The sequence below is a fragment of the Gordonia sp. LMA484 genome (assembly GCF_058129505.1).
Window position 1 is genome coordinate 1,703,718 of sequence record NZ_CM176700.1, and the last position, 26,761, is coordinate 1,730,478.

A 26,761-nucleotide genomic window follows, 5' to 3' on the forward strand; every position below is an offset into this window, starting at 1 on the left:
GACGTCCTCAGCTCAGGGAGCGGGGGAGACGTCCTCGGGTCAGGGACCGGGGGAGACGTCCTCGGGTCAGGAGCCGGGGGAGAAACGTCCTCAGCTCAGGGACCGGGGAGAGACGCCCTCAGCTCAGGAGCCGGGGGAGAAACGTCCTCAGGGACGGGCACGATTCCGGCACCGCGGTCAATGCGTCTGTTGGGCAGAGGGATCCGGTTTGACGTGAGGTCGAGCCCGCTCCTGCAGGCTTCGGAACACGCGTTTGGACGCCTCCGCCCACGGCATCAGGATGGGGAACACATGGAACATGCCGTATTCCTCCATCGCGTACACCTGTACACCGGCCTTTTCCAGCACCTCGGTGAATGCCCGAATCCCGTCTCGGAACATCTCGTCCGCGCCCCAACAGACAAAGGTCGGCGGGAACCATTCGGGATCCAGGTCGGCGTAGAGGACCGAGACACGTGAATCGTTGGGTTGCACGCCGTGCAGATACGGCGTCACCGGGACATTCCACGGCAGGATGTCGAACTCGGCGTTATCCGTCATGGACGGGCGGTCGAGGTCGAGATCGATCTCGGGGGAGAACAAGGCGACCGCCGCAGGCCGGGGCATCGCCTCCGCGTGCAGATGGGAGAGCAGAGAGGCCGCCAACCCACCGCCGCCGGAGTCGCCGGCGACGACGAGATGCGACGAATCGACCCCGCGATCGAGCAGTCCCTGATAGACATCTGCGGCGTCGAGCACACCTGCGGGAAAAGGAAACTCCGGGGCCATTCGGTAGTCGGCGATGAAGACCTCGTAGCCGGTGTGCTTCACCAGCGAAGCGGCGAACGCGGTGTACATGATCGGCGACGTACCGATGTAGCCGCCGCCGTGGAGGTACAGAATCGTGGCCCCGATGGTCTGTTTGTCGTCGGTGTCATCCACGAACGCATCCGAACTGGCCTTCGCCCGACACCACAGCCCGGGTACGCCGCCGATCGTGTCGCTGGTGATCTCGACCCCGTCGCTCAACGCGACGAAGGGTGGCATCACCACTTTGCAGATGTCGTCGAGGATCTTCTCCATCGACCGGAACTCCTCGATCGGCAGGGCCATCGAATAGCCCATGAACGACCGCACGACCTGGCGCGTCACCGTCTGCCCGACGTTGTCCAGCAAACCTCCGGGCCCCTGCCACGGGCGGCGGAAGGGAACGCGTGCCAACCCGTTGACCAGACACTCGGCCAGACCCACGACCGCCAGTGCGGTCACCGGACCAGACGCCGTGCGCACTCCAGGACGATCAGCCATCACCATGCCGACCATGATAGTGACAGCCGACCTCCCGTCCGGCCTTGATATGCAAGTAGCCACTTGCATATAGTGGGCTCGTGGCCGATGTGTTCCGAGCACTCGACGACGAGACGCGACGTCTCGTGCTCGATGAATTGGCTCGACGCGACGGCCAGACGCTGTTCGAGATCTGTTCACTGCTGACCATGCGACATGGTCTGAGCCTGACCCGCCAAGCAATCTCGCAGCATCTCGGTGTGCTCGAGTCGGCGGGGTTGGTCGTCACCGAGCGTCGCGGCCGCTCCAAGTTCCACTATTTCAACCCCGAGCCCCTGAACGAAGTCACCCGACGCTGGCCCGTCGGAGAGAGGACCCATCATGAGGATCAACCTGACGAGCGTCTTCGTCGATGATCAGCGAGCCGCCCTCGCCTTCTACACCGAGGTGCTCGGTTTCGTGAAACACCATGACATCCCGATAGGCGACGCCTCTTGGCTGACGGTGGTATCGCCCGAATCGCCTGACGGCCCGCAACTTCTGCTCGAACCCGCCGGCCACCCCGCGGTCAAGCCCTATCGCGACGCCCTCGTCGCCGATGGCATTCCGCTTGTCCAGTTCGCCGTCGACGACGTCGAGGCCGAACACGCGCGCCTCACCGGCAGCGGTGTGGTGTTCACCCAGCCACCGACGGACATCGGGACCGCTGTGATGGCGGTCTTCGATGACACCTGCGGAAACCTGGTACAGATCGTCGCGGAGAAGTCGGGTGCCGCTCCTACCGTGTGAGGCGCGTCCGCCGGAGCCTCAGACGATGCCGCGCTCGTAGGCGAAGGCCGTCGCGGCCGTCCGGGTGTTGACGCCGATCTTGGCGAAGATGTTGGTCAGGTGTCGCGACACCGTCTTCTCACTGAGAACCAGGTCGGACGCGATCTGTGCATTGCTCCGGCCGGTCGCGACCAGGCGGAGCACCTCGATCTCGCGATCACTGAGCCCAGCCGGAGGCGTGTCGGGGGCGATCACTGCGGCCAGCCGCTCGGCATCGGGCCGGGCGCCCAACGCCCGGAACGTGCTGCAGGCGGTGGCCAGCTCGTGGATGGCCGAATCCCGGTCGGAGAGGTCCAGCAGACTGCAACCGATCACGGCCTGGCATCGGGCCGTCTCGTAGGGACAGTCCAGATCCATCCAGAGTTGGCGAGCCTTGCGCAGGTACGGGAGCGCTCCGGCGGGATCGTCGTCGGCGGACTCGATCTGCCCCCACGCATACGCCGCCTTCGCCTGCAATCCGACACATCGGAAGCGTCCGGCGATAGCGTCGAGCTCCTGGGCCAGCGGCCGCGCCGCGTCGGCCGATTCGGTGGCCAGAACAATGTCGATCACTCCGGGCAGGATCCGCGACCGCTCGACCGGCTCGACTGTTTCCATGAGAAGCCGATGGACCGCGCCGCTCGCCGCGCCGGCGCGTCCGCGAGCGAGCCACAACTGCGCGAGCCCGGGCTGGGGGTCGTATCCGTGCGCACTCGCCGCCTCGTACGAGTTGTCGGCGTTCTCTATGTCGCCGAGGATCCGGTAGATATCGCCCCGTTCGGCCAAGGCCAGACCGGCCGCGGGTGCCGACGTCGTGCGGTATCGCTCCAGGGCCGCGTCGTACTCCGCGATGGCCTCGGCGAACGCGCCGTGCAGCGTGTGGATCTGCGCGCGGTGTACAGCGCATTGGCCGGTGTAGGGCACCAGGCCGGGCTGGTGATCACACCAGCGGCTCAGTGCCGCCGTCCAGGTGGCGGCGCGGCCGACGTCCGAGACGCGTTGGCAACCTTCGATCATCGTGCAGTACACCTGGCCGGCGAAGACCGGCGACACCTCACCGGCAGCGACGCCGACCATCGCTTCGTCGAAGAGGGCAAGACCTTCGGGGACCTGACCCCCTTCGAGCGTGAGCCTGCCCTGCGATGCCGTGCCGACGGCCACCAGGTCGGGGTCGTGGTGTCGTCGGCCGGTGTCCACGACGTCAGCGGCACACGCTGCGGCTTGTGCCCATTCGCCCGCCGCGATGTGTGCGTGCATCCGCAGGATCTGGAGGTAGCCGTGTTCGACGACATCGTCGCCCAGGTCGTCGAGCAGTCGCTCGGCTCGCGACGTCCAGCCCTGCCCGACGACCGGTTCGCCCGCCATCGACACGATCATCGCCACCCAGAAGGCGCAGCGGATGGCCTCGATGATGTCACCGTTGTCGAGATCGGTCTGAAAAGCGCGTTGCAGGGCGTTCACGGCGGTCGGGTCATGCCCGGTGAGGTGCGCCGCGACAGCGAGTTTGCCGAGGTCGTCGGGCCCGAGCTCGTCGGGATCGATGCTCTCCCAGGCCAGGAAGGCACCCTGCCAATCGCCCGCCTCGAATTCGGATCGCGCACGAGCGAGATCGTCGGTGACCGTCATCGACATCCACCTCCTGCATCGAGGGTAGGACGATCCGCTCACGCTGTGGAGTACTCAGATCATCCGGCGTCCACCAGCGCCGGGCGGTCGGCCCTCTCGTGGATGCGCTCGGCGATGTAGGCCGCGTCGCGGCCCACACCGGGCAGGACCATCGAGCTGAAGGAGTATTGGAAGGACAACCCGCAGAAGAACAGTCCGGGCGTGGCGGCGACGACCCCGCGCATCTCGTCCGGCCAGCCGTCCGCACCGAGGACGGGAAGGTGGATCCAGTCGAACACCTGGCGAAACCCCGTGCACCAGATCACGTTCGACGCATCGAGTACGTGGCCGTCGGCCGTTTGGGGACGACCGTCCGCAGTGCCCGTCACACGCTGCTCGATGCGGGTCACCCCGCGCTCGCGCAGATCACTCGACTTGACCCGCAGTGCGGGGGCACCGTGGAAGCGCACCTTCGGCATCTCCTTCCGCCCGATCGGCGTGCGGCGGGTGAGTACATGTCGCCAGGCGAAGACGAGGAACGGGAACAGCATCCGTGCCTGCCAGGACTCCGGTCGAACCGGGATCGAGCCGCAATCACGGCCGCAGAGGGTCGTCGGATGTGTTTCGGCCACCTCATAGGCGATGTCGGCTCCGGAATGCGAGGCCCCGACCACGAGGGTCGGGCCGTCCCTGAGTTGCGCAGGCCGTCGGTACTCGCTCGAATGCAGTTGCAGTATGGCCGGATCCAGTTCCGCCGCGAAATCCGGAATGTTGGGGGTACGCCCGAACGTCCCGGTCGCCACGACCACATTGCGACACACGAGCGTGCCCGAGTCGGTGCTGACCTCGAAGCCGCCGGCCGGGTCGGGGTCGAGGGCCCGTACATGTGTGTTCAACCGGACGGGCAGGCGAAATCGGTGTGCGTATGCCTCCAGATAGTCCCCGACATCGTCCTTGCCCGGAAACGACCACCCGTCCGCGGGGAACGGCATCCCGGGCAATCCGTCGTACCGGGCGGGGGAGTACAGGCGCAGGCTGTCCCACTGGCGGCGCCAGTTGTCGCCGATCCGGCTGTTGGCGTCGAGCACCACACACGGGCGATCATGTGCTCGCAGGTGGTAGGCGGTCGCGAGCCCGGCCTGACCGGCTCCGATGATGACTGTTTCGATTCTCTCGGTGGTCATGGCGTCCTCCTGTCACGGGTGATGACAGTGACGCTAGGAGCCCACGGCGTCCACCACATCGGGCGTGGACACCAATCGCGGCCGGCCACGGAGTGGGGCGATCACCCCACGAACTCGGTTATCACGCCTTCTGGGTCACCTCGGGCTCATCGACCACGGCGCCGGAACGCTGACGGGTGCGGCCAGGCCAAGGAAGGCGACGATCTCATAGCCGCCCGGATTGGCCTGGATGGGCACCTGCTTCCAGTTGTTGGCGAGCCAGACGTTTCCGGACGGGTCCACGGCAACTCCGGTGTTGCGGACGAGTCCGTCGAAGTAGTAGCCGGTGACGTCGGGGGAGATCGGTGCGCCCACGGACTTGCCCGGCGGGCAGGTGGACGTGTCGACACCACAGAAATGCGAGAGTCGCTTGCCGCCGAAGTTGGCCACCCACACATTGCCGTCGCCGTCGGTGGCGATACCCCACGGCAGCGTCGCACCGCCGCCGCGGAACGGGCCGGCGACCGCCCGTCCGTCCGGGCTCATCAGGCTCACCGACCCGACCTTCGGGCTCTGCTGCGCCCGCTGTGGGCACGGCAGCGACACCGCTCCGGAGTTCGCGACCCACACGTTGCCACGTTGATCGGTGGCGACTCCCATGGGTTTGTCGAAGATGCCGCTGCGCGGCGAACCGGCCACCGGTGTGCCGTCGTAGCGAAGAACGGCGACGTTGTTGCTGACCATCCCGCTCACGAACACGTACCGGCCGTTGTCGACCACGCCGAACGCCTGCTTCAGCCCGACATCGAGGCTGCGGGCGCGACTCGGGTCGCCGCCCTGATAGACGGTCACGCGACCGGAGCCGCAATTGGCCATCCACACGTTGTTGCGTCGATCGACCGCCGTGCCCTGCGGCCAGTCCAGCCTGCCTTGGGTGAAACCGGTCGCCGGCGAGAGTGGGGTGCCGTCGGAGGTGAACGTGGACACGGAGTTGTGCGGCGGCTGCCGATCGGCCGGACATTGGGGCACCGGAGCCGCGAATCCGTAGTTGGCCACCCAGACGTTGTCGCCACGGTCCAGCGCGATACCGAAACCGGAGCCACTCAGTCCGCCACCCCGGAACGGTGATCCGTCGACCATCTTGCCGTTCGGCGCGAACTTGAAGAGCAGATCGCTGCCACACGCCGGGATTCGGGAGCTGGGCGTGTAGTCGTAGTTGTTGTTGACCCACAGGTTGCCCCGCCGATCGATGGCGAAATTGCCTGGACCGTCGATCATCCCGCCGCCACCGTTGAATCGCAGCGCGAGCGTCCAGGCCGGTGGTGCGGTCGCGAGCCCACCGCCGAACACTGTGCGGACCTTCGACAGTGCGAACAGCGGGAGAGCATTGTTCGACGGATTCCGGGCGATCTGCGCGAAGGCCCGGAAGCTGTCGGCAGGTCCCGGCCATCCGGGTGTGGTGGCGCCGGAGCGCAACGCATCACATGCAATGGACGTGGCCACGCACGCGGCGAGCATGTTGGTCAACGAGTCGAACGCACGCAACGTCGAGGTCTGTGTGCCGTTGGGCGCAGAGGTCAGTACCCTGCCGAGGGCGCCGGTGTGCAGATCCACCAGATTGGGCACCATCGTCGCCGCGTTCAACACGCCCGGCGCGCGACCGCCGATACCGCGTGGCCCGATGAACTGGGCCAAGGCGAAACCGGTTGCCACCGTGGTGCGTTCGTTCAGCACCACCTGGCCTGGCACGCCGTCGAACACAGTGGCGAAGGTCGGCGTGCTGCCCGAACCAGGTGCGTGCGCAGTCAGGTACACGATCGACCATTCCCGCGGCAAATCTGTCACCGGCACCCGGAAAGCACCGCCCGCGGTGGTCGTGGTGCGACCGACAACCCGTCCGACACCATGTCCGGTACCCGAGATCGCCGCCGTGACCGTCCATCCGGCCCCGTCGCCCGATGACGGTGCCACTCGACCGGCGATGCCCGCGGCCGGTTGGGCGGTCGCCGGGACGGTGGCGATCACGGTTCCCACGAGTGCACTGACCACAGCGATGACGAACGGCCGAAAACTCTTCATGGAACGGGTGCACCGCCTCGGTTCAGAGGTTGCTGACACGATCGCTTCTCGGGCGAATGCTAGACGACGACGCACCACGGCGTTGCGAGAAATGCCGCAACGTGACATGACTGGCAACTACCGTTGCCTGTGGTGCACCTCGCCCGGCAGCGGGTCGACGCGGCTCGGCTCACCCGGGCCCCGACTCCGAGCGGCTTGCGCACTCCGGTCGCAGGTGCGCACCGTCGGACCGTCACCCGGTCGTGTCGCGATCCGGTCCGGTGACCTCGCAGCCACGCCGGTTCTGCGCGCCGCGCTCGACGGCGTGTTCGGCCGGCACTCGATCAGTGGAACACCCATCCCAGGGGTGGTCCTGCCGACATGGCACACTACCTCGGGTCCTGAAAGTCCCGTGAACCCCGTGAGGCGGCGATGGAGAGTGCTGAGCAACCGACGCTGGCGCATGCCTGGGAGGCCAATCGGTCCATCCAGAAGTCGGCCGCGGTCCGGCTGTTCGCGGCCACCAATTCCGCATTGTATGTGACCTTGATGGAGCGCCACCTGGACTTCGGCACCCGACTGTCGGAGACCGACCTCGCCGTGCGACTCGAGCGCGACATGGTCGAACTCGACGTCCACGACCAGGCGAGCGGCCTGGAACTGCTGAAATCGTGGGCCCGGCAGGGATGGCTGCATCGGGTCACCGACAGCACCCCGTCCACCACGCAGAACCTCTGCTATCTGAGCTCGGAGGCGCGGTCGGTACTCGACTATGTCCGCCGCCTGCGCCGCGAGGACAGCGTGGCCACCGGCGGTTCCATCAACGGCATCGCCGCCGGCCTGCGTCGGGTCGCAGGACAGGTGACCGACGATCCGCAACAGATTCGCGAGGATATCGAGCACCAGATCTCCGAACTCGACGCCGAACTCTCCGACCTCGACGCCGGTCGTCGGCGCGATCCGGATCTGCGGGTGGCCGAGGACGAGGCCCGCTCCATCGCCTACCAGATGGAGCAGGTCATCTCCGACATCGGGCAGTACAGCACCATGCTGGACCGCATCACGACCGCACTGCTCGACGATCCACACGACTCCGACCTGGCATACCGCGATCGCCAGCGGCAGATGTTCGACGACTACGAGTCGCTGCTCGAATCCTCGCAGAGCGCGTCCTATCACGCGTTCAGCCACATGATCCAGGATCCTCGCCAGCGCGAGCGCCTCGCCGCCGACATCGAAACGGTGACGCGGCACCTCCCCGACATCGACCGGGGCCTCCGGTCGGTCATGGACAACTTCTTCGGGCTCGTCACCCAGCAGATGGGCGAGGTCGGCCGCACGCGGCAACGCTGTGCCCGCCGAATCCGCAGGTTCGTCGCCTCCGGAACCCTCGAGCAGAGCCGTGGCGTCGCGCGTCAGCTCAACGACGCGTTGGCGACGGCCAACGAGCTCCTTCGATCCTCCCTCGCGGACCGCCGCATCGGATACGAATTGCCCTTGGCGACACCGGCGGTCACCTCGGCCGGGCGGCTCGCCTTCGAGATCAGGAATCCGGAGTCGCCGGCTCCGGCCCTGCCGGCCGGCGGCACCACCGACCTGACGTCCTTCGCGTCCATGGCCGGCCAGGTCGACACCGGCGAGCTGACGGAGACGGTGAACGACGCCGTGCAAGCCGGCCCGGTCGCGCTATCCGAGGTCGTCGGCCGACTCGAGGAGCCTTACCTCGCCCACGTGATCGTGCTGTGGTCCTGGGCGTTGAAGCAATCAGGAACCGCGAGTCACCGATCGGAGTTCGTGCGGTTCCGATCGCTGGAAGGTGAGGACCGAGCCATCGAGGTCCCTGCAGTGATGTTCACCGAACCGATTCCGACCGTGGAGGTCGATGACTTGTGACCAGCGATCTCGACACCCCCGATGAGGACGCCGGATTCGACGACCTGCCGTCGGTCCAGAACGTCAGCGCCGACACCGGTCCGCAGGCGCCTCGGTTCGACGGCGATGTCGGCGAGCTGCCCGACCGCGCCTGTTGGGCGCTGCAGAACCTGCTCACGCGCCGCTACGTCAGCGGCGATCGTCAACCGCAACTGTGGGCGTGGGTCGCCGAGTATCAGGATGTGTTGCGCGTCCGACTCTCCGAACTGGACCTTCGCCTGCGTGTCGTGGACGAACTGGAGGTCGCCTTCGTCGAACAGGCTGACTACGATTCACGCTGGGGCAGAAGGATTCTCAAACGTGAGACGATCCAGACCTACGACGCGATCCTGGCGTTGCACCTGGCCAAGTACGTGCGTGCGTCACGCGAGGAGCACGTGCTGATCACGCGGGAGGAGATCCATGAGCTGTTCGCCGGGGTCTCCAACACCATCGACCGCGACCTCGCACTGTTCGACAAGCGCATCGAACGATCCATCGACAAGCTGGAGGAGCTCGAGTTCCTGCGTAAACAGCGCGACGACCACGACACCTTCACCGTGAGTCCGGCGATCTCGGCTGTGATGACGGCCTCGGTGATCACCGACCTGCAACGACAGTTCGAACAGTTCATCGGGTCCGGCGACACCGGGGACGACGCGATGTCACCCGACACCGACTCGAGCGACGACGAAGCCGGCGGGACCGACGACGAGGACGAAGGAGACGATTGGTGAGCGGACTCGTCGAGCAGTACCACCTGTCCCGGTTGCAGCTGATCAACTGGGGAGTCTTCGACGGGTATCACTCGATCCCGTTCAGTACCAACGGTTCACTGATCACCGGTTCCTCCGGCAGTGGTAAGTCGTCGTTGCTGGACGCCATCTCGCTGGCCTTCCTGCCCGACCACCGACGCAACTTCAACGCCTCGGGCGATGCCACCGCGGCAGGGTCCTCGAGTGGCAAACGCACGGTCGGCAAGTATGTCCGTGGTGCATGGGGCGAACGCCGCGACGGGACCAACGCGCACCGCGAGATCATGTACCTGCGTGGCAGTGGGCCCGCGTGGGCGGCCATCGCGGTCACGTATACCTCGAGTTCGGGTGCGTCCATCACGGGCCTGGTATTGAAATGGCTGGCCGCCGGAAAACTGACCGACGCGCACAGTTCCTACTTCATCCACGACGGTGACGTCGACATCGTCGAGGTCTGCAACGACTGGGCCGCGAGCAACTACAACTCTGCGCGATTCCGAGATCAGGGTTGGCGCGGCGGTCCCGGGGAAGGCAAGTATCTCGCCACCCTGTACTCGCTGATCGGCATTCGTGCCTCCGAGGCGGCCCAACAGCTCCTCGGAAAGGCCAAGTCGCTGAAAAGTGTTGGTGGACTCGCACAGTTCGTCCGCGAGTTCATGCTCGACGATCCGACCAGCATCGTCGGGATCCCAGACGCACTCGATCAGATCGATCCGCTTGTCGAAGCCCGCGAGCTGCTCGATGTGGCCCGCCGGAAACGGACCATCCTCGGCAACATCGAATCCGTACACGAGCGGTACGTCAGCGAGGCGGCCACATTCAGCGTCCTCGACACCATCGATTCCGCGACGGTCCGGTCCTACGTCAACAATCTTCGACGCCACAACGCCCAACCAGAGGTGGCCGACCTCGACGATCAGATCGCACGCCTCGACACCGATCTCGGCGCCCTGACCGCCCAGCATGATCAGCTTCGCCAGGACCACAGTCATCTGCTGGCGCGGATATCGTCGTCCACCGGCGATCTCGCCCCACTGCAGGAGCAGCTGGCGGCGGCCCAGAAGGTCAGCAACGAGATCACGACACGACGTTCCGGCTACGAGGACAAGATGACCGCCCTGGGTTATTCCCTGCCCGAGGATGCCGAGGACTTCTGGTCGCTGCGCGAGACACTCATGGAGGAGGCGACCCGGATCGACGGTCACCTCGAGGCCGGCAAGGCGCACTTCGCCGAAACGCTCGCACGAGAGGTGACGGCCCGCGCCCACCGCGATGCCGCCCATGACGAACTGAGTCGAGTGCAGCAGGCGGGATCGGCGCTACCCCGCGCCGAACACGAGATGCGTCGTGGCATCGCGAATGCCCTGCAGATCGACGAGTCGGAGCTGCGCTATGTCGCCGAGCTGGTCGAGCTGGATCCGGATCAGGAACGATGGCGCCTGGCCGTCGAGAAGGTTCTGCGCAACGCCGGACTACGACTTCTGGTTCCGGACAAACACTTCCGCGCTGCCCTGCGATATGTGAACAGTCACGACATGCGCGGCCGCATCCAGTTGCACCACGCGGAGAACCGGTCGGCACCCACTCCTGAGCCGAACACTCTGGGCGCGCTGCTGCGTTCGGTGGACCCCGGCCATCCATGCTCTGCCGAGGCGTTGTCGATCCTCACCCGACTCGGCAACTACACGTGCGTCGACACGCCGGCCGACTTCGCCGACCACACAAAGGCGGTCACCGACCAGGGCCTGCGGAAGGATTCGGCCAAGCTCGCGGTCAAGGACGACCGACAAGCCCTGCGGCCCTCCCAGTACATCTTCGTCGGCGACGTTGCAGCCAAGGTCGCCGCGCTGCAGGAAGAACTCGACCACGAGCAGCGCATCTTCGACAGGATGCGCGAGGCCAGCGCCGAATTGGATCGCGAACGGACCGAGCAGGCCCACCGTCGGGACGCCTACCGAAGGATCTGCGAACAGTTCACCCAGTGGAGCGAGATCGACACCGAAACCGCCGACGATCGTGTCGAGCAGCTCGCCGATCAGTACGAGTTGCTCATGGAGGAGCATCCCGACGTCGAAGCATTGCAGCGCAAGGCCGAAGACATCTGGGAGCAGGTTCGGGCGGCGATCTCGCAGGCAGCGCTCGTGCGCGACAAGATCGCCACACACGATGAGCGCCGCACCCAGCTGCTCGATGTCATCGATCGATTGACGACGGACGATCTCCCGGCTCAAGCGGTCAGCACACTCGACGGGTTCCGCGAGGATTCCGTCGCGACCCTCGACGTTCTCGCGCCCGAAACCTACCGCCAAGAATTGCTGAAGGCCGTCATCAGGGATCGAGACCGCACGCGTGCCGATTCGCGACGTTCCCGGGACGAACTGGTGCGCATCCTCGACAGCTACGACGAGGAATTCCCGGACGCGATTCCCAACGACAGCGACGATCTCGACGAGCGACTGCACGACTACGTCGCGGTCTGTCGACGAATCGATGAACGTGAGCTGCCCGCCGCCTACGAACGGATGCGACGCCTGATCACCGAGCAGGCGCCCGGCGCAATCCTGAACCTGCACATGGCCGCCGATGCCGAGGAACGCCGGATCGTCGAGCAGATCGAGCGCGTCAACACCGGTCTGGGCGCGGTGGCGTTCAACCGCGGCACCCGACTTCGGCTGTGTCCGGGCCGCAAGAACCTCGCCGCAGTCGCCGAATTGACCGAGAAGGCACGACTGATCGCGCAACGTACCACCGCCGTCAGCTTCGGGGACGAGCAGGCGATCCTCGAGCAGTACACCGATATCCTGCTGCTGCGCGAACGGCTGGCGGGTGCCACCCCCGAGGACCGGCAGTGGACCCGGGACGCCCTCGACGTACGCAACAGATTCGACTTCTATTGCGAGGAGCACGACGCGGTAACCGGGGAGACGATCCGGACCTACAGCAACGCGGGTGACAACTCGGGTGGCGAGCAGGAGAAACTGATGGCGTTCTGCCTGGCCGGTGCGCTCAGCTTCAACCTCGCCAGCCCGAACGGCGACGACAACCGCCCGATTTTCGCCCAGCTCATGCTCGATGAAGCGTTTTCCAAATCGGATCCGCAGTTCGCCCAGCAGGCGCTGTCGGCGTTCCGCAAGTTCGGGTTCCAGCTGATCATCGTGGCAACCGTGCAGAACACCAGCACCATCCAGCCCTACATCGACAATGTGGTGATGGTGTCGAAGACCGAGGACCCGGCTGACGGCCGTCCCGTCGCCACCGCCATGTCGACGTCGATCCGGGAGTTCTCGGATCTACGCCGTGGTGGTGGGGGACAACTGCTGGTGTGATCTCGTCCTCGACTGCGGGGCTGCTAAACGATCCTGCCCTGGACCGCATCCCGCCCGACCACGTCCACGTAGGACCCGATGTTCGGGGCGCTCTCGGCCCGTCCTGGAAACTGCTGCCATCGGTGATATGCCGGTGCTGCGATGTACAAGGGAGTCGCCGGATCGTCGGTGATCTCCAGCAATCTCACCTGGCCTGCGAACCTGCTCACCCGGTTCGCTTGTCGTCGTAACCGGCGAACACCGATGGTGAGGAGATTGATGCCACGGTAGGCGAGGTTCAGCGAAATGTTCGGTGTGAATCGATCATCGAGCACGTCGACCGCCTCCGGCAGAAGGCGTAGACGTGCGGGTACGAACTCCAACCCATGCTTCGAGGCCTCGGCGACCATCCAACCGAGTGTCAACAGCGACGGCTCACAACGCTGGTATCCGCCGCCGATGTCGGTGTGTACGCCTTCGAACCAGACCTGCTTGATGTCGGTCGTCGTGTTCTTGTCCGTCGTCCACACACAGGGGTCGAAGGTGAGTCGGCGCTCGTCGATCGCGAGGGCCTGTCGGGCGACGTCGACCGCGGGACTCAGCTCGACGTCGAGGAACCGATACCGCCTTCGAGTGATCCCGGGAGCCCCCAGGGCGCCGACGGTGTCGAACACACCGATGAACTTGATCCGCGGCGCGGCGCCGGCGTCATCGGATCCATAGGTGTAGCCGCGGAAGGTGTCAAGTCTTTTCCTCTCGTCATCGGCCTTCTTCCCGCCGCGAAGGCTGGTGCTCTGGTACAGCTGCAGCGCCTCGTCGAGGAGGTTCGTGTGGCCGGCCGGCGGAATCGCGAGATTGTCGGCCGTCACCAGCCCGATCTTGGCAATCATGCCGACCAGACTCCGGGCCGTGTAGGCGCCTCGGCTGAAACCGAAAACGAAGATCTCGTCACCCGGTTCGTAGTTCAGCGCGAGAAATCGATATGCGTCGACCAGATTGATGGCCAGGCCTCGCCCGAAGGCACCGCCGATGACGCGGTCAAGCCAGATGGCCCCGGTTCCCACACCGTTGGAGTAATGCACCAACTGCACTGTGCGGGTTGCTCCGTCGCCGGCTTCCGTCGTGATCGCCCGTGCGATCTTCTCGATGTTCGAGATGTAGGGATCCTTCGACGACTTCCACGTGCCGTCACAGCACACAACGAGACGCTTCATCGACGAACCCCGATTGTCGCAGTTGTTCGGATGAGCCGACCCTTTCAAGCGAAACCCGATCGGGCACGAGTAGTGCGCTACCCGATTGCGTCGGGGTTTACTACCCACATGTCCGTGACGCTTGTTCCGCGAGCTCTCGGCCGGTGTGTGTCCGCGTTCAGCCTGATCGTGCTCGTCGTGCTGCTCACCTGGCCGGCGGCCCGCGCGCACGCCGCACCGGGCGCCGGCGGCCTGGACCCGGCGCTGGCGACTGCGTATTCGGGGGCGGCCGCGGCCGCTCGCGCACAGGGCGTCCCGCTGCGCATCACGTCCGGCGCGCGCACACGCGCAGAACAGAGACAGATGTGGCGCCAGGGCATCGCCACCTACGGCAGTCCCGAGGCAGCGCGACGCTGGGTCCTACCTCCCGAAGAGTCCACGCATGTCGGCGGTCATGCCATCGACGTCGGGCCCCGCGCGGGCGCCGCGTGGCTGGAGACGAACGGCTACCGCTGGGGCCTGTGCCGGACGTTCGCCAACGAGTGGTGGCACTTCGAGGTGATGTCGGTGCCCGGTGTGCGGTGCCCGCCGATGTGGACCGACGCCGCGACCCGGGCCGATCGGCGAGCCGACCCGCTCGGCTGACGCACGACGCGAGGTCAGACCAGTTCGGCAGCGGAATCGAGCGGCACCACCGGATACATCGGCGGTTCGTCGGCGGGGAACAGGGCGGTGGGACCGTAGATCCAGTCGATGTAGGTGTAGTCGTGAGCGTCTCGGGTGCGCAACAGCGCGTTGCGCTGTTCGCGACCCGGCGCGCCGAGGTGCCACAATTCGCCCCATGCGCGGGCCGTGGTCATCACGCGGCGGCAGTGCTCAGGACGGACGGCTTCGTAGGCCGCGAGCACGCCATTCCAGTCGATCGCGCCGCCGGCGCTGCGGAGGCGGGCGACATGACGACCCAATACCCAGCCGTCCTCGATCGCCATGATCGCTCCCTGCGCCATGTACTGCAGCGGGGGATGGGCCGCGTCGCCGAGCAATGCGATCCGCCCGTGCACCCAGTTCATGATCGGATCCCGGTCGTACATCCGCCACCACCTGTCGCGCCACATGAACCCGATACCGTCCCGCACAGCGTCACAGGACTCGGTGAAAGCGGCCTCCAGTTCGTCCGGAGTTCCCCAATCCTCGTCACCAGCCAGGGCTTTGGGGGACTCGAACACGGCCACCTGGTTGAGCATCTCGCCGCCGCGCAGTCCGTAGTGGACGAAATGATGTCCAGGCCCGACGTAGACGACGACCTCGGACAGATCCACCGGGCGTTCGGCCAGTTCGGCCAGCGGCACGGTGCCACGGTAGGCGACGTAAGACGACGAGACGGGTTCATCATCGACGAGCAGCTTGCGTGCCACCGAGTGCAACCCGTCGGCGGCGATCACCAGACCGGCCTCGTGCACGTCACCGGTCGCCAACCGAACCAGCGCACCGGTGTCGGTGTTCTCGTAGGCAGTCGCCGTGGCATCGGTGACCAGTTCCACACCTGCCCTTCGGCAGGCACGCAGCAGAATGCCGTGCAGATCACTGCGATGGATGACGAGATACGGGAAGCCATAACGGCGTTCGAGGTCGACCAGGTCGAGCCGCGTCAGGTCGGTGCCGTCCAGGGCATCGCGCATGACCATCGCCTCCGGAACGACACCGAGACCCTTGGCCTCGTCGAGCAGCCCGTAGTCGTCGAGGATGCGGGTGCAGTTCGGCGCAAGCTGCAGGCCCGCGCCGACCTCGCCGAACTCGGCAGACCGTTCGAGCACCCGGACCGCGAGGCCTTCCCTGGCGAGGGCGAGTGCGGCGCCGAGACCGCCGATGCCGCCGCCGACGACGATGACGTCAGGTGTGTGCATGGTGATTTCCGTTCCTAGAGCCACGCCGGCAGCGCCGGTGCGGGAGATCCCTCGTCGGTCGACAGGTTGGTGGTTCGGCCACTGAGGTAGGCGACAAGGTCGGTCAGCGGCGCGGATATGACGACTGGTGTGTGCGGTCCTGCCAGCTCCCAGGTCACCGGGGCATCAGTGGCCACGAGCCGTAGGGCGAGGGTCGTCGAGGAGTTGCGTTTGGCGACTATGTCGGCGCCGAGTTCGGTGAGAAAGTCCGCGGTCAGGTCACCGAAACCCGTTCCGGTGCACAGATCGACGGCATGTACGCACGTCTCGCGTGCCCGCAGCCACGGGATCTCTGTGGCCGGCACCGTTCGCCCCTGTGCGGTCCGGACGTCGTGGGTCCACTGCGCATCGGACAGCCGATCCATCGCCGATTCCAGTGCCTCGGCGGAGTGCGACGCCCAGGCCAGCAACTCGGGCGTCGGTTTCGAGGCGCCGTCTTCGATGCCGCGGGCACGAGCTTCGGGAGATGCGTACATGGGCGTCTCGACGCCGGTCTGCGCCCAGCGGACGAGATTGCCGAGTGCCTCGGCGTTCGCGGCGACATGCGCGACCAGTTGCCGCCGACTCCAGCCGGGAAGGCCGGAGGCGGCGCCCAAACCGCTGTCGTCGAGTCCGGCGACACCATCGAGGTAGAGGGTGGTGCCGTGGCGCATCCAGCGGCGGGCGTCGTGGACGTCGCGGGTCATGCCTTCACCACACGGTTGGTGCAGGCACCGAGGCCGGCGACGGCGGTCACCACCGTCTCGCCGCCGAGGAGGTAGACCTTCGGGTCGCGTGCATGCCCAACACCGGCAGGGGTGCCGGTGGCGATCAGATCGCCGGGATTGAGTCGGGTGACGGTCGAGATGTACTTGACCAATGTGACCGGATCGAACAACAGGGTTCCGGTGTCGTCGCGCTGCATGACCTGACCGTCGACGGTGGTGGTGACCTCGAGTGCCGGACGGACACCGCCGACCTCGTCGGGTGTCACCAGGTAGGGGCCGACAGGGGTGGAGGAGTCCCAGATCTTGCCCTGGGTCCACTCGATGGTGCGGAACTGCCAGTCCCGCACGGAGACATCGTTCATGACGGTGAACCCGGCGATCGCCGCCTCGGCCTGCGCGTCGTCGGCACGGCGTACCTGCTCGCCGATCACGATGACCAGCTCGACCTCCCAGTCGAGGGCGTCGGTCTCGTCCGGCTTGACGATGTCGTCGTTCGCTCCGATCAGGGTGTCGGCGAACTTCGGGAACAACGTCGGGTAGGTGGGCAGGTCGCGGCCCATCTCCTTGATGTGGTTGGTGTAGTTGTGTCCCACGCACACAACTTTCGACGGCGCCGGGATGACGGGTGCGAAGTCCGCGCCGTCGACGGGGTAGGTGGCAGCTCCATCGGCGGTTGCGTCTGCCGCCCGGTCCTGCCAGTCCGGCCGGGCCAGGAAGATGCCCAGATCGGGGTCGCCGAGGTCGAGCAGACGGTCACCGTCGAGCCTGACCGCGCGGGTCGTGCCGTCGATACGAATGGTGCTGAGCTTCATCGTGTTACCTCCATGCGGTTGAGCTCGAGAGCTTCGAAGACGGGTGCGTCCCCGAAGCGGAACAGATCCAGGGCGCCGGAATCCGAATCGGTCGCACCGGATTCGGACCTGGCCGAGAACGACTCCCAGGACGGTACGACGAACAGGTCCCCACGCGTCACGGCCCAGGTCTGGTCGCCGACCGTCACCGTGCCGGAGCCGTCGAACACCTGATAGACGCTCGACCCGGTTTCCTTGACGGGCGCGGTCTCGGCACCTCGGACGATGCGATGGAACTCGGTCCGCATCGTCGGCAGGACGTCTCCGCCGTTGTGCGGGTTGGTGTATCGGACCGCCGCGTGGCCGGGCTCGATCGTGCCGCCGAAGCCCTCGGCCTCGATTGCGAGTTGGTCGTTCAGCGCACGATCGGTGAATTCCCACTTGTAGGACAGCAGGGGGGTGCCGGGTGCGGCGTACGTTGCGCCGAGTGGCCGCAGACCGGGATGGCCCCACAGCCTTTCGGAGCGGGAGCGCTCTGGCGTGACGCGTTCGGCGTCGCTGATCGCATCACGGCCGAACTCGAAGAACTGCGCCTCGGTGAGGTATTGGAACGGGATGTCCAGGCCGTCGATCCAGGCCATCGGTTTGTCGGTGGCGTTGTGGTGTGCGTGCCAGTTCCAGCCGGCCTGCGGCAGGAAGTCGCCCCGATTCATCGGCACGGCATCGCCACCGACGACCGTCCACACCCCGGATCCCTCGACGACGAAGCGGAAGGCGTGTTGTGAGTGGCGATGCTCGGGGGCGTCTTCGCCCGGCATCAGATACTGGATCGCCGCCCAGAGCGTGGGAGTGGCGAAGGGCCGGCCGCCCAATGCCGGGTTGGCCAGCGCGATCGCGCGACGCTCGCCGCCCCGTCCGACCGGGACGATCTCGCCGGCCTGCTCGGCGAGACGCACCAGGTTCGCCCATCTCCACAGGTGGCCCACCGCGTGCGACCGCGGGTGAGCCGGCATCAGATCACCGATCTCGGTCCACAGCGGCACCAGCAATTCGTTCTCGAATCCGCGGTACAGATCCTTCAGCGCGGGGGTGACCGGTGGCTGGTCCGGCGAGGCGACTGGGTGTAGCCGTACTGGCGTGTCGGTCGATGTCATGGGTCAAGCCTGACCGCCGTTGTGGTCCACAGAACAGTTGATTCTGCTATACAGAATGCAATGAAGCCGCAGAAGAACCCACCCACCTACGCCATCGCGAGCGTGGACCATGCGCTGAGGCTTGCGGCCATCCTGCAGTTGGAGGGCGAACTGACGGTCGCACAGGCGGCGGAACGACTCGGTGTCGCCCGCTCGACCGCCCATCGACTGCTGCAGATGCTGGTCTACCGCGACTTCGCGGTGCAGCATCCGGGTCGCGAGTACGGTGCCGGGCCGGTGCTGCAACTCGCGGAGCACTCCCGATCCGCCACATCGCGGCTACGGTCGGCCGCGCTGGCCCACATGGAACGTCTGGTGCAAGCAGTCGACGAGTCGGTCAACCTCACCATCCGCGTCGGCGCCGAGGTCCGCTTCATCGCGTCGGTGGAGTCCGGTCAGGCGCTTCGCGTCGGTTCGCGAGAGGGGATGGTCTTTCCCGCCCATCAGACCTCGGGTGGTCTGGTGCTCCTGGCCGACCTCTCCGAGGAAGTGGTCCGCGAGACCTATGAGGTGCGTTACGAGGCGGACGATCCCGACCGACCCGACCTGGTCCGGCTGCGAACCGAACTTGCGCGGGTCCGGAAACAAGGGTTTGCGGTCAACCAAGGTCGATCAGAGCGTGGCGTTGTGGCGATCGGCGTGCCCGTACGCGATGCCGACGGCACGGTCGTTGCCGGACTCTCGGTTTCGATACCGTCCGTGCGCTACGACAAACAGCGGTTGCCGGCCCTGGTCGCCACCCTGCGGATGGCCGCCGACGCCATCGCTGTTTCGTAGCGGCAGGCCATGCACCGCGCGGTGCGGAGGGCGGCGCAGTCGCTTGCCACCAAGCCGCGGTGGCGCCCACGAATCCCGGTTCCTGCTGCCCTTCACGACTTTGCGGCAATAGCCGGCGACCAGGCCATCGCCCGCTCCAAAACCGCTAGAGTCACAGTCGTCACTCCCGTCCGGTGAAACTGGAGCCGCGATGCACTGGTTTGTCGACAGCCCCCTGCTGACCCTGTTCTTCTGCGTCGGGTTCGGAGCACTGGTCGGGCGTATCCCGTTCGGGCCGGTCTCCTTCGGCCCCGCCGGGGCGCTGTTCGTGGCCTTGGCGCTGTCGGCGATCGAACCCGATGTCGCGCTGCCGCCCATCGTGACCAGTCTGTCGCTGTGCGTGTTCTGCTACATGGTGGGCATCGCCGCCGGACCGGCGTTCGTCAGCGTGCTGCGCACCGGATGGAAACCGGTGCTGGTGTCGCTGGTGGCGATCGTTGCGATGGCGGCCACCGCACTCGGGGTCGGCAAGGTTCTCGACTTCGACATCGGCACGATCGCGGGTGCGTTCGCCGGCGCCGGCACGGCCACCGCGGCCCTCGGTGCAGTCCAGCAACAACTGGCAGACGGCGGCGAGATACCGCCCGAGCCGGCGATCGGATACGCGGTCGCCTACCCGATCACTGTCCTCCTCACCATCCTCGCCTGCTCGTATCTGATCAGCGCCGGCCGTCGCAAGCCGACTCCGGAGGATCAGGAAAAGGTGTGGCCCATCGTGGTCCGGACACTGGAGGTCATCGGAGACCCGAAGCTGACGGTTCATGGACTGTGCGAGCGATACGAAACCGTGGTCTCGCGGCTGACACGCGACGGCCAGACCGTCGTCGCGCATGATGCCGAGGCGATCGCGGCCGGTGACCAGCTGACGATCACCGCCCGCGAGGATGTTGCCGAGCGCCTGACTGCCGACCTGGGACGGCCCGCACCCGAGGAGACCTGGCTCAACCGATCCGAGATCGACTTCCGCCGCATCGGCTTGTCCAACCGTGCGTACGTGGGACGCGAACTCCACACCTTGCGACTCGAAGAACGCTTCGACGCCGTCGTCAGCCGGGTCCGCCGCGGGGACATCGACCTCATCGCGGCACCGGACCTGGTGCTGCAGAGCGGAGACCGACTCCGCGTGACCGCGCCGCGTGACCGACTCGCGGAGGTCACCACGGAACTCGGGGACTCGGAGCGCTCCGCGAGCGACATCAACGCCATCGGGCTGGGCGTGGGCCTGGCCATCGGCCTCGTGCTGGCGTTCGTGGAGATCCCGTTGCCCGGAGGGGGCACGCTGGTCCTCGGTACCGCGACCGCACCGCTGATCGTCGGAGTGGTCCTCGGCGCCCTGGGACGCACGGGACCGATCGTCTGGACCCTGCCGGGCAATGTCACGAACACGCTCAATCAGTTCGCGCTGTACGTGTTCCTGGTTGCGGTGGGTACCGGCGCGGGCTCCGGTCTGGTCACCGCCCTCGGCGACCAGGGACTGCAACTGGTGGTGCTGGGACTGGCCATCTCCGCGGCGCACGCTCTCATCGTCGTGTTCGCGCTGCGTTCGCTGCTCAAGTTCGGTACGGCTCGCGCACTCGGGGGACTCACCGGCTCACAACTCAACCCGGCGCCGTATGCCTATGCCATGGGGAAGGTTCCCGACCAGCGGGTCGCCCTCGGCTACGCGGTGCTCTTCCCGGTGAGCATGATCGTCAAGGTCTTTCTGGCGCAACTGATGGTTGTCTACTTCTGACGGTGATCGATATGGCCAAGCGAACTCTCGGTACTGACTACCTCGTCATCGGGGCGGGCGCGGCCGGCATGGCGTTCACCGACGCGCTGATCGACCACGCCGATGTACACGTGACCCTCGTCGACCGTCGGCACACGGCCGGGGGACATTGGCTCGACGCCTACCCGTTCGTCCAACTGCATCAGGCATCGGTGTTCTACGGCGTCGCCTCGACCGTGCTCGGTGACGGAACTCTGCAAGGCAGCGGGCCCGAGCAGGGGTTCGGCGAACGAGCCCGCCAACCGGAGATCGAGGCCTACTACGATGACATCCTGCGCCGCCGCTTCGTCGGCTCCGGCCGGGTCACATTTCTCGGCGGCCACGAATACACGTCTGATGGCGACACTCATCTCGCGACATCCCGGGTATCCGGTGAGACGGTCGAGATCCGGGTCGCCCGCCGGGTCGTCGACGCCACGTACGTGTCGCCGACCGTTCCGGCGACGACCCCACCGCCGTTCGGAGTGGCCGACGACGTCGCAGTGGCCCCGATCAACGAACTCGCTCGACTGGCCGCCGCACCCAAGAATCTTGTGATTGTCGGCTCCGGCAAGACCGCCACGGATGCGATCGTCTGGCTGCTCGCACACGGGGTGGAGCCCGATCAGATCACCTGGGTGCGTCCACGCGATCCCTGGATGCTCAACCGAGCCGTGGTGCAACCGAATCCGGCAGTGGCACTGCGATTGGCCGCCGACACGATGGCGGCGGCCGCGGGTGCCGACACGCTCGAGGACCTGTTCCTTCGTCTGGAGGCCGCCGGCGTGATGCTCCGCATCGACCGCGACGTCACGCCGACGATGGCCAAGACGCCCACTCTCGGCGAGTGGGAACTCGATCTGCTCCGAACCATCGACCGTGTCGTCCGCTTGGGGCATATCGACCATGTGACGCGCCGGGAGATCGTCTTCGACGGCGGGTCGGTACCGTTGCCGCCGGATTCACTGGTGGTGCACTGCGCCGCCTCCGGGCTGCAGTACCCGCCGCTGATCCCGATCTGGGCGCCTGATCGCATTCGGCTCCAGACGATCCGGGCGGGATTCCCGTGCTACTGCGCCGCGCTGGCCGGCTATGTAGAGGCCACACGTGACGACGACAGAGAACGAAATCGGTTGTGTCCGCCGAACAATCTGCCGGACGACCCCAGAAGTTGGGCGCAGATGCAGGTGCGGGGAACGATCGCGGCAAAGACCTACGGAGCGGAGCCGGACATAGCCGCGTGGGCCAACCGCTGCGCTCTCAACCCGGCACGTATCCAAGCGGGGCAACAAGACGATCCAGCCGTCCGGGCAGCGGGTGCCGGCCTGGCCGAGCATGCCCAGCAGGGCCTCGCCCGCCTCGCCGAACTCGCACGCCTACCTATGTAGCGGGCTGTCGATGCGGTCGACCTACCCGGCGGCCGCGCCGCGATCACCGACGCGCCGATGGAATCGGCATGGCCAGCACCGTGAGGTCGCCGTGATCGGCCGAGCGGATGGTGACCGGTTGATCGGCGGCGCGGATGTCGATGAGCAGCTCACCGCCGACCGAGCCCGCAATCGCGGGGTAGAGCGTGATCAACTCGAACCGGAGTTCGATGTCTGGGCCCGTCGCCGAGGCCGTGACGGTCCCAAAGACCACGTCGTCATCATCGAGCAGTTGGACACCGTGCGATCCGACACGGATCGTGACGTGCGGTGATGACCGCTCGAGTGCCCGCAGCAGTTCCGCCGCAACGATCGTCACCCGGGTAACAGCCGGCGCGAGTGTCTCGAGCATCGTCCGATAATCGGGAAACTCATTGTCGACAGTCCGGCAGTGGTACTCACCAGCTGAGGTGATCACCTGTACACCTGTTGCGGTGCAGACCAATTCGACGTCGGGACTTCGACGGATCTGCGTCACCGACGTACGGAGGTCATCGACGTGCAGTGCCGCCGACCAGTGCTCGCCGACGTGCCCGGTGAGCGCGAGGGTGCGTACGACGAGTCGGTATCGGTCGGTCGCGGCCATCGTGAGGCCGTCGCCGGTGACCTCGACACACACCGTGTTGAGCATGGCCATTTCGGGCTCGACTGTCGTCGCCGTCAGTACCTGTTCTATCGCTGACGCCAACACCGGCCCGCGAAGTCTGACCCCTGGGCCATCGCCGCAGCCGACGGCGAGACGGCTCTTCACGCCTGCGGCCTGCCGACGGGCGTGCGCGGCATCGTCGACGACCATGGCCACATGCTCGTCGACGAGGACCATGGCCTCACTCGGCGACGCGTCGAGTACCTCGCGCACGCGCGGCAACGGCATTGCCATCTCGCGCAACTGCCGCAACGTCACCGCGCGGTCGACCTGTTCGTCGGTGTACATCCGATACCCGGAGACGGTGTCGGTGTACGCGGGCGGCAACAGCCCGGCGTCGGCATAGAAACGCAGTGCGCTCGCGGTGAGTCCGGTCCGGCGGGCGAAGGCGCCGATGGGCATCTCGTCGGGTGTGGTCACTCGATCATCCTCGGGCTTCGAGCAACATGAAGGTCAACTCATCACGCCGCGTGTGCCCGTGAAGCGCTCAACGCCCGATCTCTGGCCAGGAAGAAGAACGGGATGGCGGTGGCGATGCCGACACCGAACGTGAGCACGACCGAGGCAAGCCACCAACCGACGATGTGCAGGCGACGTGCCTCCGCGAATGCCCACGCGTGAAACCCGATCACCACAAAACCGAGATCGACCATCGCGAATCGGCCCGGCGTGGTCTTGTGGATGTCCCCGACGAAGAAGTCCGCGGTCGATCGCCAACCGTTCTTCTGAACATAGGGAAGAGCGATCGCGTTCTGGGTGACGAGTGCCGCCAGGAAGATCACGATGAGCGATCGACGCTGCCAGTCTGTGGCCGGTGCTGATGCTGACACGGAACATCTCCTTCTCGTGGCGTGGACGCCGACCATCATGCACTAGATCAGGACACCCCGAAATCAGTACGCTTCGGACTGTCGAGAACCGGGCTTCTGCTCCGTCCCAGGGATACGAGCGGCCGACACGGGCCGCACGACGCGAAGGAGATTGACCATGAAGTACCTGTTGCTCAAGCACTACCGTGGCGGCCCGACACCGGTCGACGGCTGGACGACCATGGACCAGTGGACCCCTGACGAGGTCGACGCGCACATTCAGTTCATGCGTGATTTCTCCAAACGGCTGGAGGAGACGGGTGAGATGGTCGACGCGCAGGCCTTGGCACCGGAGGGTACGTTCGTCCGCTACGACGGCGAAGGACGCCCACCGGTGACCGACGGTCCGTTCGCCGAGACCAAGGACCTCATCGCCGGGTGGATGGTGATCGACGTGGAGTCGTGGGATCGCGCCCTCGAACTGGCCGGCGAGTTGTCCGCCGCTCCCGGAGCGGGCGGCGAGCCGATCCACGAATGGCTCGAGGTCCGTCCGTTTCTCACCGAACCGCCCACGGTCACCGAGTGAACGAGTCGCTGCTGCGCGACCTCGTGCCCGAGGTGATCGGCGTCCTCGTCCGTCGTGGAGCAGACTTCGCGTCGGCCGAGGACGCCGTGCAGGAGGCACTGATCCGGGCGCTGGAGACCTGGCCCGACGACCCGCCCCGGGAGCCGAAGGCTTGGTTGATCTCGGTCGCGTGGCGCAAGTTCCTCGACGCCGCGCGCGCTGAGTCATCAAGGCGCGACCGGGAGATCGTCGTCGATGCGGAACCGGCCGCCGGCGCGGCACCGGCCACCGACGACACCCTGAAGTTGTATTTTCTCTGTGCGCACCCCGACCTGCCGCCGAGTTCGGCTGTCGCGTTGACGTTACGTGCGGTCGCCGGACTGACCACCCGACAGATCGCGGCGGCCTATCTCGTGCCGGAACCGACAATGGCGCAGCGGATCAGCCGGGCCAAGAAGCGCATCATGGGACTGCCGCTCGACCAGCCCGGCGACCTCGCCTTGGTGTTGCGGGTGCTCTATCTCATCTTCAACGAGGGATACGGCGGAGATATCGACCTCGCGGCCGAGGCGATCCGCCTGACCCGCCAACTCGATGCCCTGACCGATGAGCCCGAAGTCGCCGGACTCCTCGCACTCATGCTCCTGCACCACGCGCGTCGCGCGTCTCGTACAGGTCCGGGCGGTCGGCTGGTGCCGCTCGCCGAACAGGACCGATCCCTGTGGGACACCGTGCTGATCGCCGAGGGGGTGGCTATTCTGCAGGCGGCGTTGGGTCGCGACCGACTAGGGGAATACCAGGCACAGGCCGCAATCGCAGCCCTGCACGCGGATGCCCGCAGCACCGATCAGACGGATTGGGTCCAGATTGTCGAATGGTACGACGAACTGCTGACCATCACCCCGAGTCCGGTCGTCCGCCTCAACAGGGCTGTGGCGGTCGGTGAGGCAGATGGACCACATGCCGGTCTGGCGGCGTTGGCCGATGTCGACTCCCGGGTGCCCCGTCACACCGCGGTCATGGCTCACCTACATGAACGCGCCGGCGACGCAGATCAGGCCGCCGACCTCTACGCCGCGGCGGCCCGCGTGGCAACCAGTGTGGCCGAACGCGATCATCTCACCCGTCAGGCCGCCCGCGTACGTGCCTCTATGGAAAAGTCGTGACCGCCTATCGCAGAGCGTCGGCCAACCGACGCCACTGCTCGCGCGGAATGGCGCGCTGATCTGCCTGCAACACCTGCAGACAGACATGATCGGCGCCCGCCGCGCGATGCTGCTCGATGCGGGCGAGCACGTCGGCCTCGTCACCCCAGGCGATTATCTCGTCGAAGAGGCGGTCGCTCACCGTATCCAGATCATCGTCCGAGAAGCCCAGGCGGCGAAGGTTGTTCGCATAGTTGGGCATCGCCAGGTACCCGCGCAGCCACTTGGTGCCGATCGATCGGGCCTCGTCGCGGTCCTCGGTGAGGATCACGGTCTGCTCCGGTGCGAGCAGCGGAGCCTCACCGAGGGCTGCGCGAGCGATCGCCGTGTGCTCCGGCGTCACCAGGTACGGGTGTGCACCGCGGCTGCGTTCGGCGGCCAGGTCCAGCATCTTCGGGCCGAGAGCCGCAAGGACCCGGCTGTCGGCCGGGACCGGCTGTGTGGCCGCGTCCAGCCCGTCCAGGAACGCCTTGGTGGTCGCCAGCGGCTTGCGGTAACGACCGGGTTCGCCCGCGTCGATCAGCGGTGCATGGCTGATCCCGAGGCCGAGCAGGAATCGGGGACCGTGCTCCTCCGTCAGGCGGGCATGCGCGGCCGCGACATCGTCCGGCTCATGCATCCACATGTTGAGGATTCCGGTCGCGATGACGGCTTTTTCGGTGGCGCCGAGAAGGTTCTCCACGGCGTCGAGCACCGGACCGCCGACATCGGGAATCCACAGCGCCGTGAAACCCAGTTCGTCCAGCTCCGATGCCGCTTCCGCAGCCGCTCCCGCATCGCCGTAGCGCAGTGGCGAACTCCAGATACCCACCCCGTCGAGATCCATACCGCGACCCTACCCGGTGG

Annotated in this window: 23 protein-coding genes; 11 read left to right on the forward strand and 12 right to left on the reverse strand. The window is 66.4% G+C overall.

The window, feature by feature from the left end:
• Positions 1–177: 177 nt before the first annotated feature.
• Positions 178–1,293: an alpha/beta hydrolase gene (locus AC4AMJ_RS07250; RefSeq protein WP_489895358.1), complete on the reverse strand. Its 1,116-nt coding sequence runs from the start codon at positions 1,291–1,293 to the stop codon at positions 178–180.
• A 74-nt stretch (positions 1,294–1,367) separates the two neighbouring features.
• On the opposite strand from AC4AMJ_RS07250, the gene AC4AMJ_RS07255 reads away from it, so the two are divergent.
• Positions 1,368–1,682 (forward strand): ArsR/SmtB family transcription factor, encoded by a 315-nt coding sequence (locus tag AC4AMJ_RS07255; RefSeq protein ID WP_489895360.1) that lies wholly within the window; start codon positions 1,368–1,370, stop codon positions 1,680–1,682.
• Complete coding sequence (locus tag AC4AMJ_RS07260) at positions 1,648–2,055, forward strand: VOC family protein (protein WP_489895362.1); 408 nt, start codon at positions 1,648–1,650, stop codon at positions 2,053–2,055. The genes AC4AMJ_RS07255 and AC4AMJ_RS07260 overlap by 35 nt, the downstream gene beginning before the upstream one ends.
• 18 nt (positions 2,056–2,073) lie before the next feature.
• Here the strand turns inward: AC4AMJ_RS07260 and AC4AMJ_RS07265 are convergent, their stop codons facing one another.
• The 3 genes from AC4AMJ_RS07265 to AC4AMJ_RS07275 form a co-directional block, all read right to left on the reverse strand.
• Positions 2,074–3,699, reverse strand: a complete 1,626-nt coding sequence (locus tag AC4AMJ_RS07265) for a helix-turn-helix transcriptional regulator (RefSeq protein WP_489895364.1) — start codon at positions 3,697–3,699, stop codon at positions 2,074–2,076.
• Between the two features lie 59 nt (positions 3,700–3,758).
• Positions 3,759–4,862: a flavin-containing monooxygenase gene (locus AC4AMJ_RS07270; RefSeq protein ID WP_489895366.1), complete on the reverse strand. Its 1,104-nt coding sequence runs from the start codon at positions 4,860–4,862 to the stop codon at positions 3,759–3,761.
• Between the two features lie 135 nt (positions 4,863–4,997).
• Positions 4,998–6,920, reverse strand: coding sequence for an NHL repeat-containing protein (locus AC4AMJ_RS07275; RefSeq protein WP_489917644.1), 1,923 nt, complete (start codon positions 6,918–6,920; stop codon positions 4,998–5,000).
• A 411-nt stretch (positions 6,921–7,331) separates the two neighbouring features.
• Here AC4AMJ_RS07275 and AC4AMJ_RS07280 point away from each other — a divergent pair, with 411 nt between their 5' ends.
• The 3 genes from AC4AMJ_RS07280 to AC4AMJ_RS07290 are packed head-to-tail and all read left to right on the forward strand — an operon-like array spanning position 7,332 to position 12,891.
• Complete coding sequence (locus tag AC4AMJ_RS07280; protein WP_489917645.1) at positions 7,332–8,792, forward strand: DUF3375 domain-containing protein; 1,461 nt, start codon at positions 7,332–7,334, stop codon at positions 8,790–8,792.
• Positions 8,789–9,547, forward strand: coding sequence for a DUF4194 domain-containing protein (locus tag AC4AMJ_RS07285; protein ID WP_489917646.1), 759 nt, complete (start codon positions 8,789–8,791; stop codon positions 9,545–9,547). The genes AC4AMJ_RS07280 and AC4AMJ_RS07285 overlap by 4 nt, the downstream gene beginning before the upstream one ends.
• Positions 9,544–12,891 (forward strand): ATP-binding protein, encoded by a 3,348-nt coding sequence (locus AC4AMJ_RS07290; protein WP_489917647.1) that lies wholly within the window; start codon positions 9,544–9,546, stop codon positions 12,889–12,891. The genes AC4AMJ_RS07285 and AC4AMJ_RS07290 overlap by 4 nt, the downstream gene beginning before the upstream one ends.
• A 23-nt stretch (positions 12,892–12,914) precedes the next feature.
• On the opposite strand, the gene AC4AMJ_RS07295 is transcribed toward AC4AMJ_RS07290, so the two are convergent.
• Positions 12,915–14,084, reverse strand: coding sequence for a T6SS phospholipase effector Tle1-like catalytic domain-containing protein (locus AC4AMJ_RS07295; protein ID WP_489917648.1), 1,170 nt, complete (start codon positions 14,082–14,084; stop codon positions 12,915–12,917).
• Positions 14,085–14,192: 108 nt separating this feature from the next.
• On the opposite strand from AC4AMJ_RS07295, the gene AC4AMJ_RS07300 reads away from it, so the two are divergent.
• The gene (locus AC4AMJ_RS07300; RefSeq protein WP_489917649.1) at positions 14,193–14,708 is read left to right on the forward strand and encodes a M15 family metallopeptidase; all 516 of its coding nucleotides are present in this window, start codon (positions 14,193–14,195) and stop codon (positions 14,706–14,708) included.
• Between the two features lie 14 nt (positions 14,709–14,722).
• Here AC4AMJ_RS07300 and AC4AMJ_RS07305 read toward each other — a convergent pair whose 3' ends face one another.
• Genes AC4AMJ_RS07305 through AC4AMJ_RS07320 form a run of 4 tightly spaced genes read right to left on the reverse strand, consistent with a single transcriptional unit; the run spans position 14,723 to position 18,658 of the window.
• Entirely contained in the window at positions 14,723–15,967 is a 1,245-nt protein-coding gene (locus AC4AMJ_RS07305; protein WP_489917650.1) for an FAD-dependent monooxygenase, read from the reverse strand.
• 14 nt (positions 15,968–15,981) lie between these two features.
• A complete protein-coding gene (locus AC4AMJ_RS07310) occupies positions 15,982–16,692 on the reverse strand; it encodes a maleylpyruvate isomerase family mycothiol-dependent enzyme (RefSeq protein ID WP_489917651.1) in 711 nt (236 codons plus the stop codon).
• Positions 16,689–17,525 carry a fumarylacetoacetate hydrolase family protein gene (locus AC4AMJ_RS07315; RefSeq protein WP_489917652.1) on the reverse strand — a complete coding sequence of 279 codons (837 nt, stop codon included), beginning with the start codon at positions 17,523–17,525 and terminating at the stop codon, positions 16,689–16,691. The genes AC4AMJ_RS07310 and AC4AMJ_RS07315 overlap by 4 nt, the downstream gene beginning before the upstream one ends.
• Complete coding sequence (locus tag AC4AMJ_RS07320; protein WP_489917653.1) at positions 17,522–18,658, reverse strand: cupin domain-containing protein; 1,137 nt, start codon at positions 18,656–18,658, stop codon at positions 17,522–17,524. Before AC4AMJ_RS07320 ends, AC4AMJ_RS07315 begins: the two co-directional genes overlap by 4 nt.
• Positions 18,659–18,718: 60 nt before the next feature.
• On the opposite strand from AC4AMJ_RS07320, the gene AC4AMJ_RS07325 reads away from it, so the two are divergent.
• From AC4AMJ_RS07325 to AC4AMJ_RS07335, 3 genes are all read left to right on the forward strand, one after another.
• Complete coding sequence (locus AC4AMJ_RS07325; protein ID WP_489895388.1) at positions 18,719–19,474, forward strand: IclR family transcriptional regulator; 756 nt, start codon at positions 18,719–18,721, stop codon at positions 19,472–19,474.
• Positions 19,475–19,664: 190 nt separating this feature from the next.
• Positions 19,665–21,245: an aspartate:alanine exchanger family transporter gene (locus tag AC4AMJ_RS07330; RefSeq protein WP_489917654.1), complete on the forward strand. Its 1,581-nt coding sequence runs from the start codon at positions 19,665–19,667 to the stop codon at positions 21,243–21,245.
• 11 nt (positions 21,246–21,256) lie between these two features.
• Positions 21,257–22,651 (forward strand): NAD(P)-binding protein, encoded by a 1,395-nt coding sequence (locus AC4AMJ_RS07335; protein ID WP_489917655.1) that lies wholly within the window; start codon positions 21,257–21,259, stop codon positions 22,649–22,651.
• A 43-nt stretch (positions 22,652–22,694) separates the two neighbouring features.
• Here AC4AMJ_RS07335 and AC4AMJ_RS07340 read toward each other — a convergent pair whose 3' ends face one another.
• Positions 22,695–23,756 carry a DNA polymerase III subunit beta family protein gene (locus tag AC4AMJ_RS07340; RefSeq protein WP_489917656.1) on the reverse strand — a complete coding sequence of 354 codons (1,062 nt, stop codon included), beginning with the start codon at positions 23,754–23,756 and terminating at the stop codon, positions 22,695–22,697.
• A gap of 41 nt (positions 23,757–23,797) precedes the next feature.
• Positions 23,798–24,166 carry a DUF2834 domain-containing protein gene (locus tag AC4AMJ_RS07345; protein ID WP_489917657.1) on the reverse strand — a complete coding sequence of 123 codons (369 nt, stop codon included), beginning with the start codon at positions 24,164–24,166 and terminating at the stop codon, positions 23,798–23,800.
• A gap of 157 nt (positions 24,167–24,323) precedes the next feature.
• Between AC4AMJ_RS07345 and AC4AMJ_RS07350 the strand changes: the two genes are divergently transcribed.
• Together AC4AMJ_RS07350 and AC4AMJ_RS07355 are read left to right on the forward strand one after the other, a co-directional pair.
• Entirely contained in the window at positions 24,324–24,731 is a 408-nt protein-coding gene (locus tag AC4AMJ_RS07350) for a YciI family protein (protein ID WP_489895398.1), read from the forward strand.
• Positions 24,728–25,876, forward strand: a complete 1,149-nt coding sequence (locus tag AC4AMJ_RS07355) for an RNA polymerase sigma factor (protein WP_489917658.1) — start codon at positions 24,728–24,730, stop codon at positions 25,874–25,876. Before AC4AMJ_RS07350 ends, AC4AMJ_RS07355 begins: the two co-directional genes overlap by 4 nt.
• 4 nt (positions 25,877–25,880) lie before the next feature.
• Here AC4AMJ_RS07355 and AC4AMJ_RS07360 read toward each other — a convergent pair whose 3' ends face one another.
• Entirely contained in the window at positions 25,881–26,741 is an 861-nt protein-coding gene (locus AC4AMJ_RS07360) for an LLM class F420-dependent oxidoreductase (protein ID WP_489917659.1), read from the reverse strand.
• Positions 26,742–26,761: the final 20 nt, after the last annotated feature.

Bases quoted from the DNA above. Each gene is read 5' to 3' on its own strand.
- AC4AMJ_RS07250 (WP_489895358.1), bottom strand. From the start codon at position 1,293: ATGGTGATGGCTGATCGTCCTGGAGTGCGCACGGCGTCTGGTCCGGTG.
- AC4AMJ_RS07260 (WP_489895362.1), top strand. From the start codon at position 1,648: ATGAGGATCAACCTGACGAGCGTCTTCGTCGATGATCAGCGAGCCGCC.
- AC4AMJ_RS07265 (WP_489895364.1), bottom strand. From the start codon at position 3,699: ATGACGGTCACCGACGATCTCGCTCGTGCGCGATCCGAATTCGAGGCG.
- AC4AMJ_RS07270 (WP_489895366.1), bottom strand. From the start codon at position 4,862: ATGACCACCGAGAGAATCGAAACAGTCATCATCGGAGCCGGTCAGGCC.
- AC4AMJ_RS07275 (WP_489917644.1), bottom strand. From the start codon at position 6,920: ATGAAGAGTTTTCGGCCGTTCGTCATCGCTGTGGTCAGTGCACTCGTG.
- AC4AMJ_RS07280 (WP_489917645.1), top strand. From the start codon at position 7,332: ATGGAGAGTGCTGAGCAACCGACGCTGGCGCATGCCTGGGAGGCCAAT.
- AC4AMJ_RS07295 (WP_489917648.1), bottom strand. From the start codon at position 14,084: ATGAAGCGTCTCGTTGTGTGCTGTGACGGCACGTGGAAGTCGTCGAAG.
- AC4AMJ_RS07300 (WP_489917649.1), top strand. From the start codon at position 14,193: ATGTCCGTGACGCTTGTTCCGCGAGCTCTCGGCCGGTGTGTGTCCGCG.
- AC4AMJ_RS07305 (WP_489917650.1), bottom strand. From the start codon at position 15,967: ATGCACACACCTGACGTCATCGTCGTCGGCGGCGGCATCGGCGGTCTC.
- AC4AMJ_RS07310 (WP_489917651.1), bottom strand. From the start codon at position 16,692: ATGACCCGCGACGTCCACGACGCCCGCCGCTGGATGCGCCACGGCACC.
- AC4AMJ_RS07315 (WP_489917652.1), bottom strand. From the start codon at position 17,525: ATGAAGCTCAGCACCATTCGTATCGACGGCACGACCCGCGCGGTCAGG.
- AC4AMJ_RS07320 (WP_489917653.1), bottom strand. From the start codon at position 18,658: ATGACATCGACCGACACGCCAGTACGGCTACACCCAGTCGCCTCGCCG.
- AC4AMJ_RS07325 (WP_489895388.1), top strand. From the start codon at position 18,719: ATGAAGCCGCAGAAGAACCCACCCACCTACGCCATCGCGAGCGTGGAC.
- AC4AMJ_RS07330 (WP_489917654.1), top strand. From the start codon at position 19,665: ATGCACTGGTTTGTCGACAGCCCCCTGCTGACCCTGTTCTTCTGCGTC.
- AC4AMJ_RS07335 (WP_489917655.1), top strand. From the start codon at position 21,257: ATGGCCAAGCGAACTCTCGGTACTGACTACCTCGTCATCGGGGCGGGC.
- AC4AMJ_RS07350 (WP_489895398.1), top strand. From the start codon at position 24,324: ATGAAGTACCTGTTGCTCAAGCACTACCGTGGCGGCCCGACACCGGTC.
- AC4AMJ_RS07360 (WP_489917659.1), bottom strand. From the start codon at position 26,741: ATGGATCTCGACGGGGTGGGTATCTGGAGTTCGCCACTGCGCTACGGC.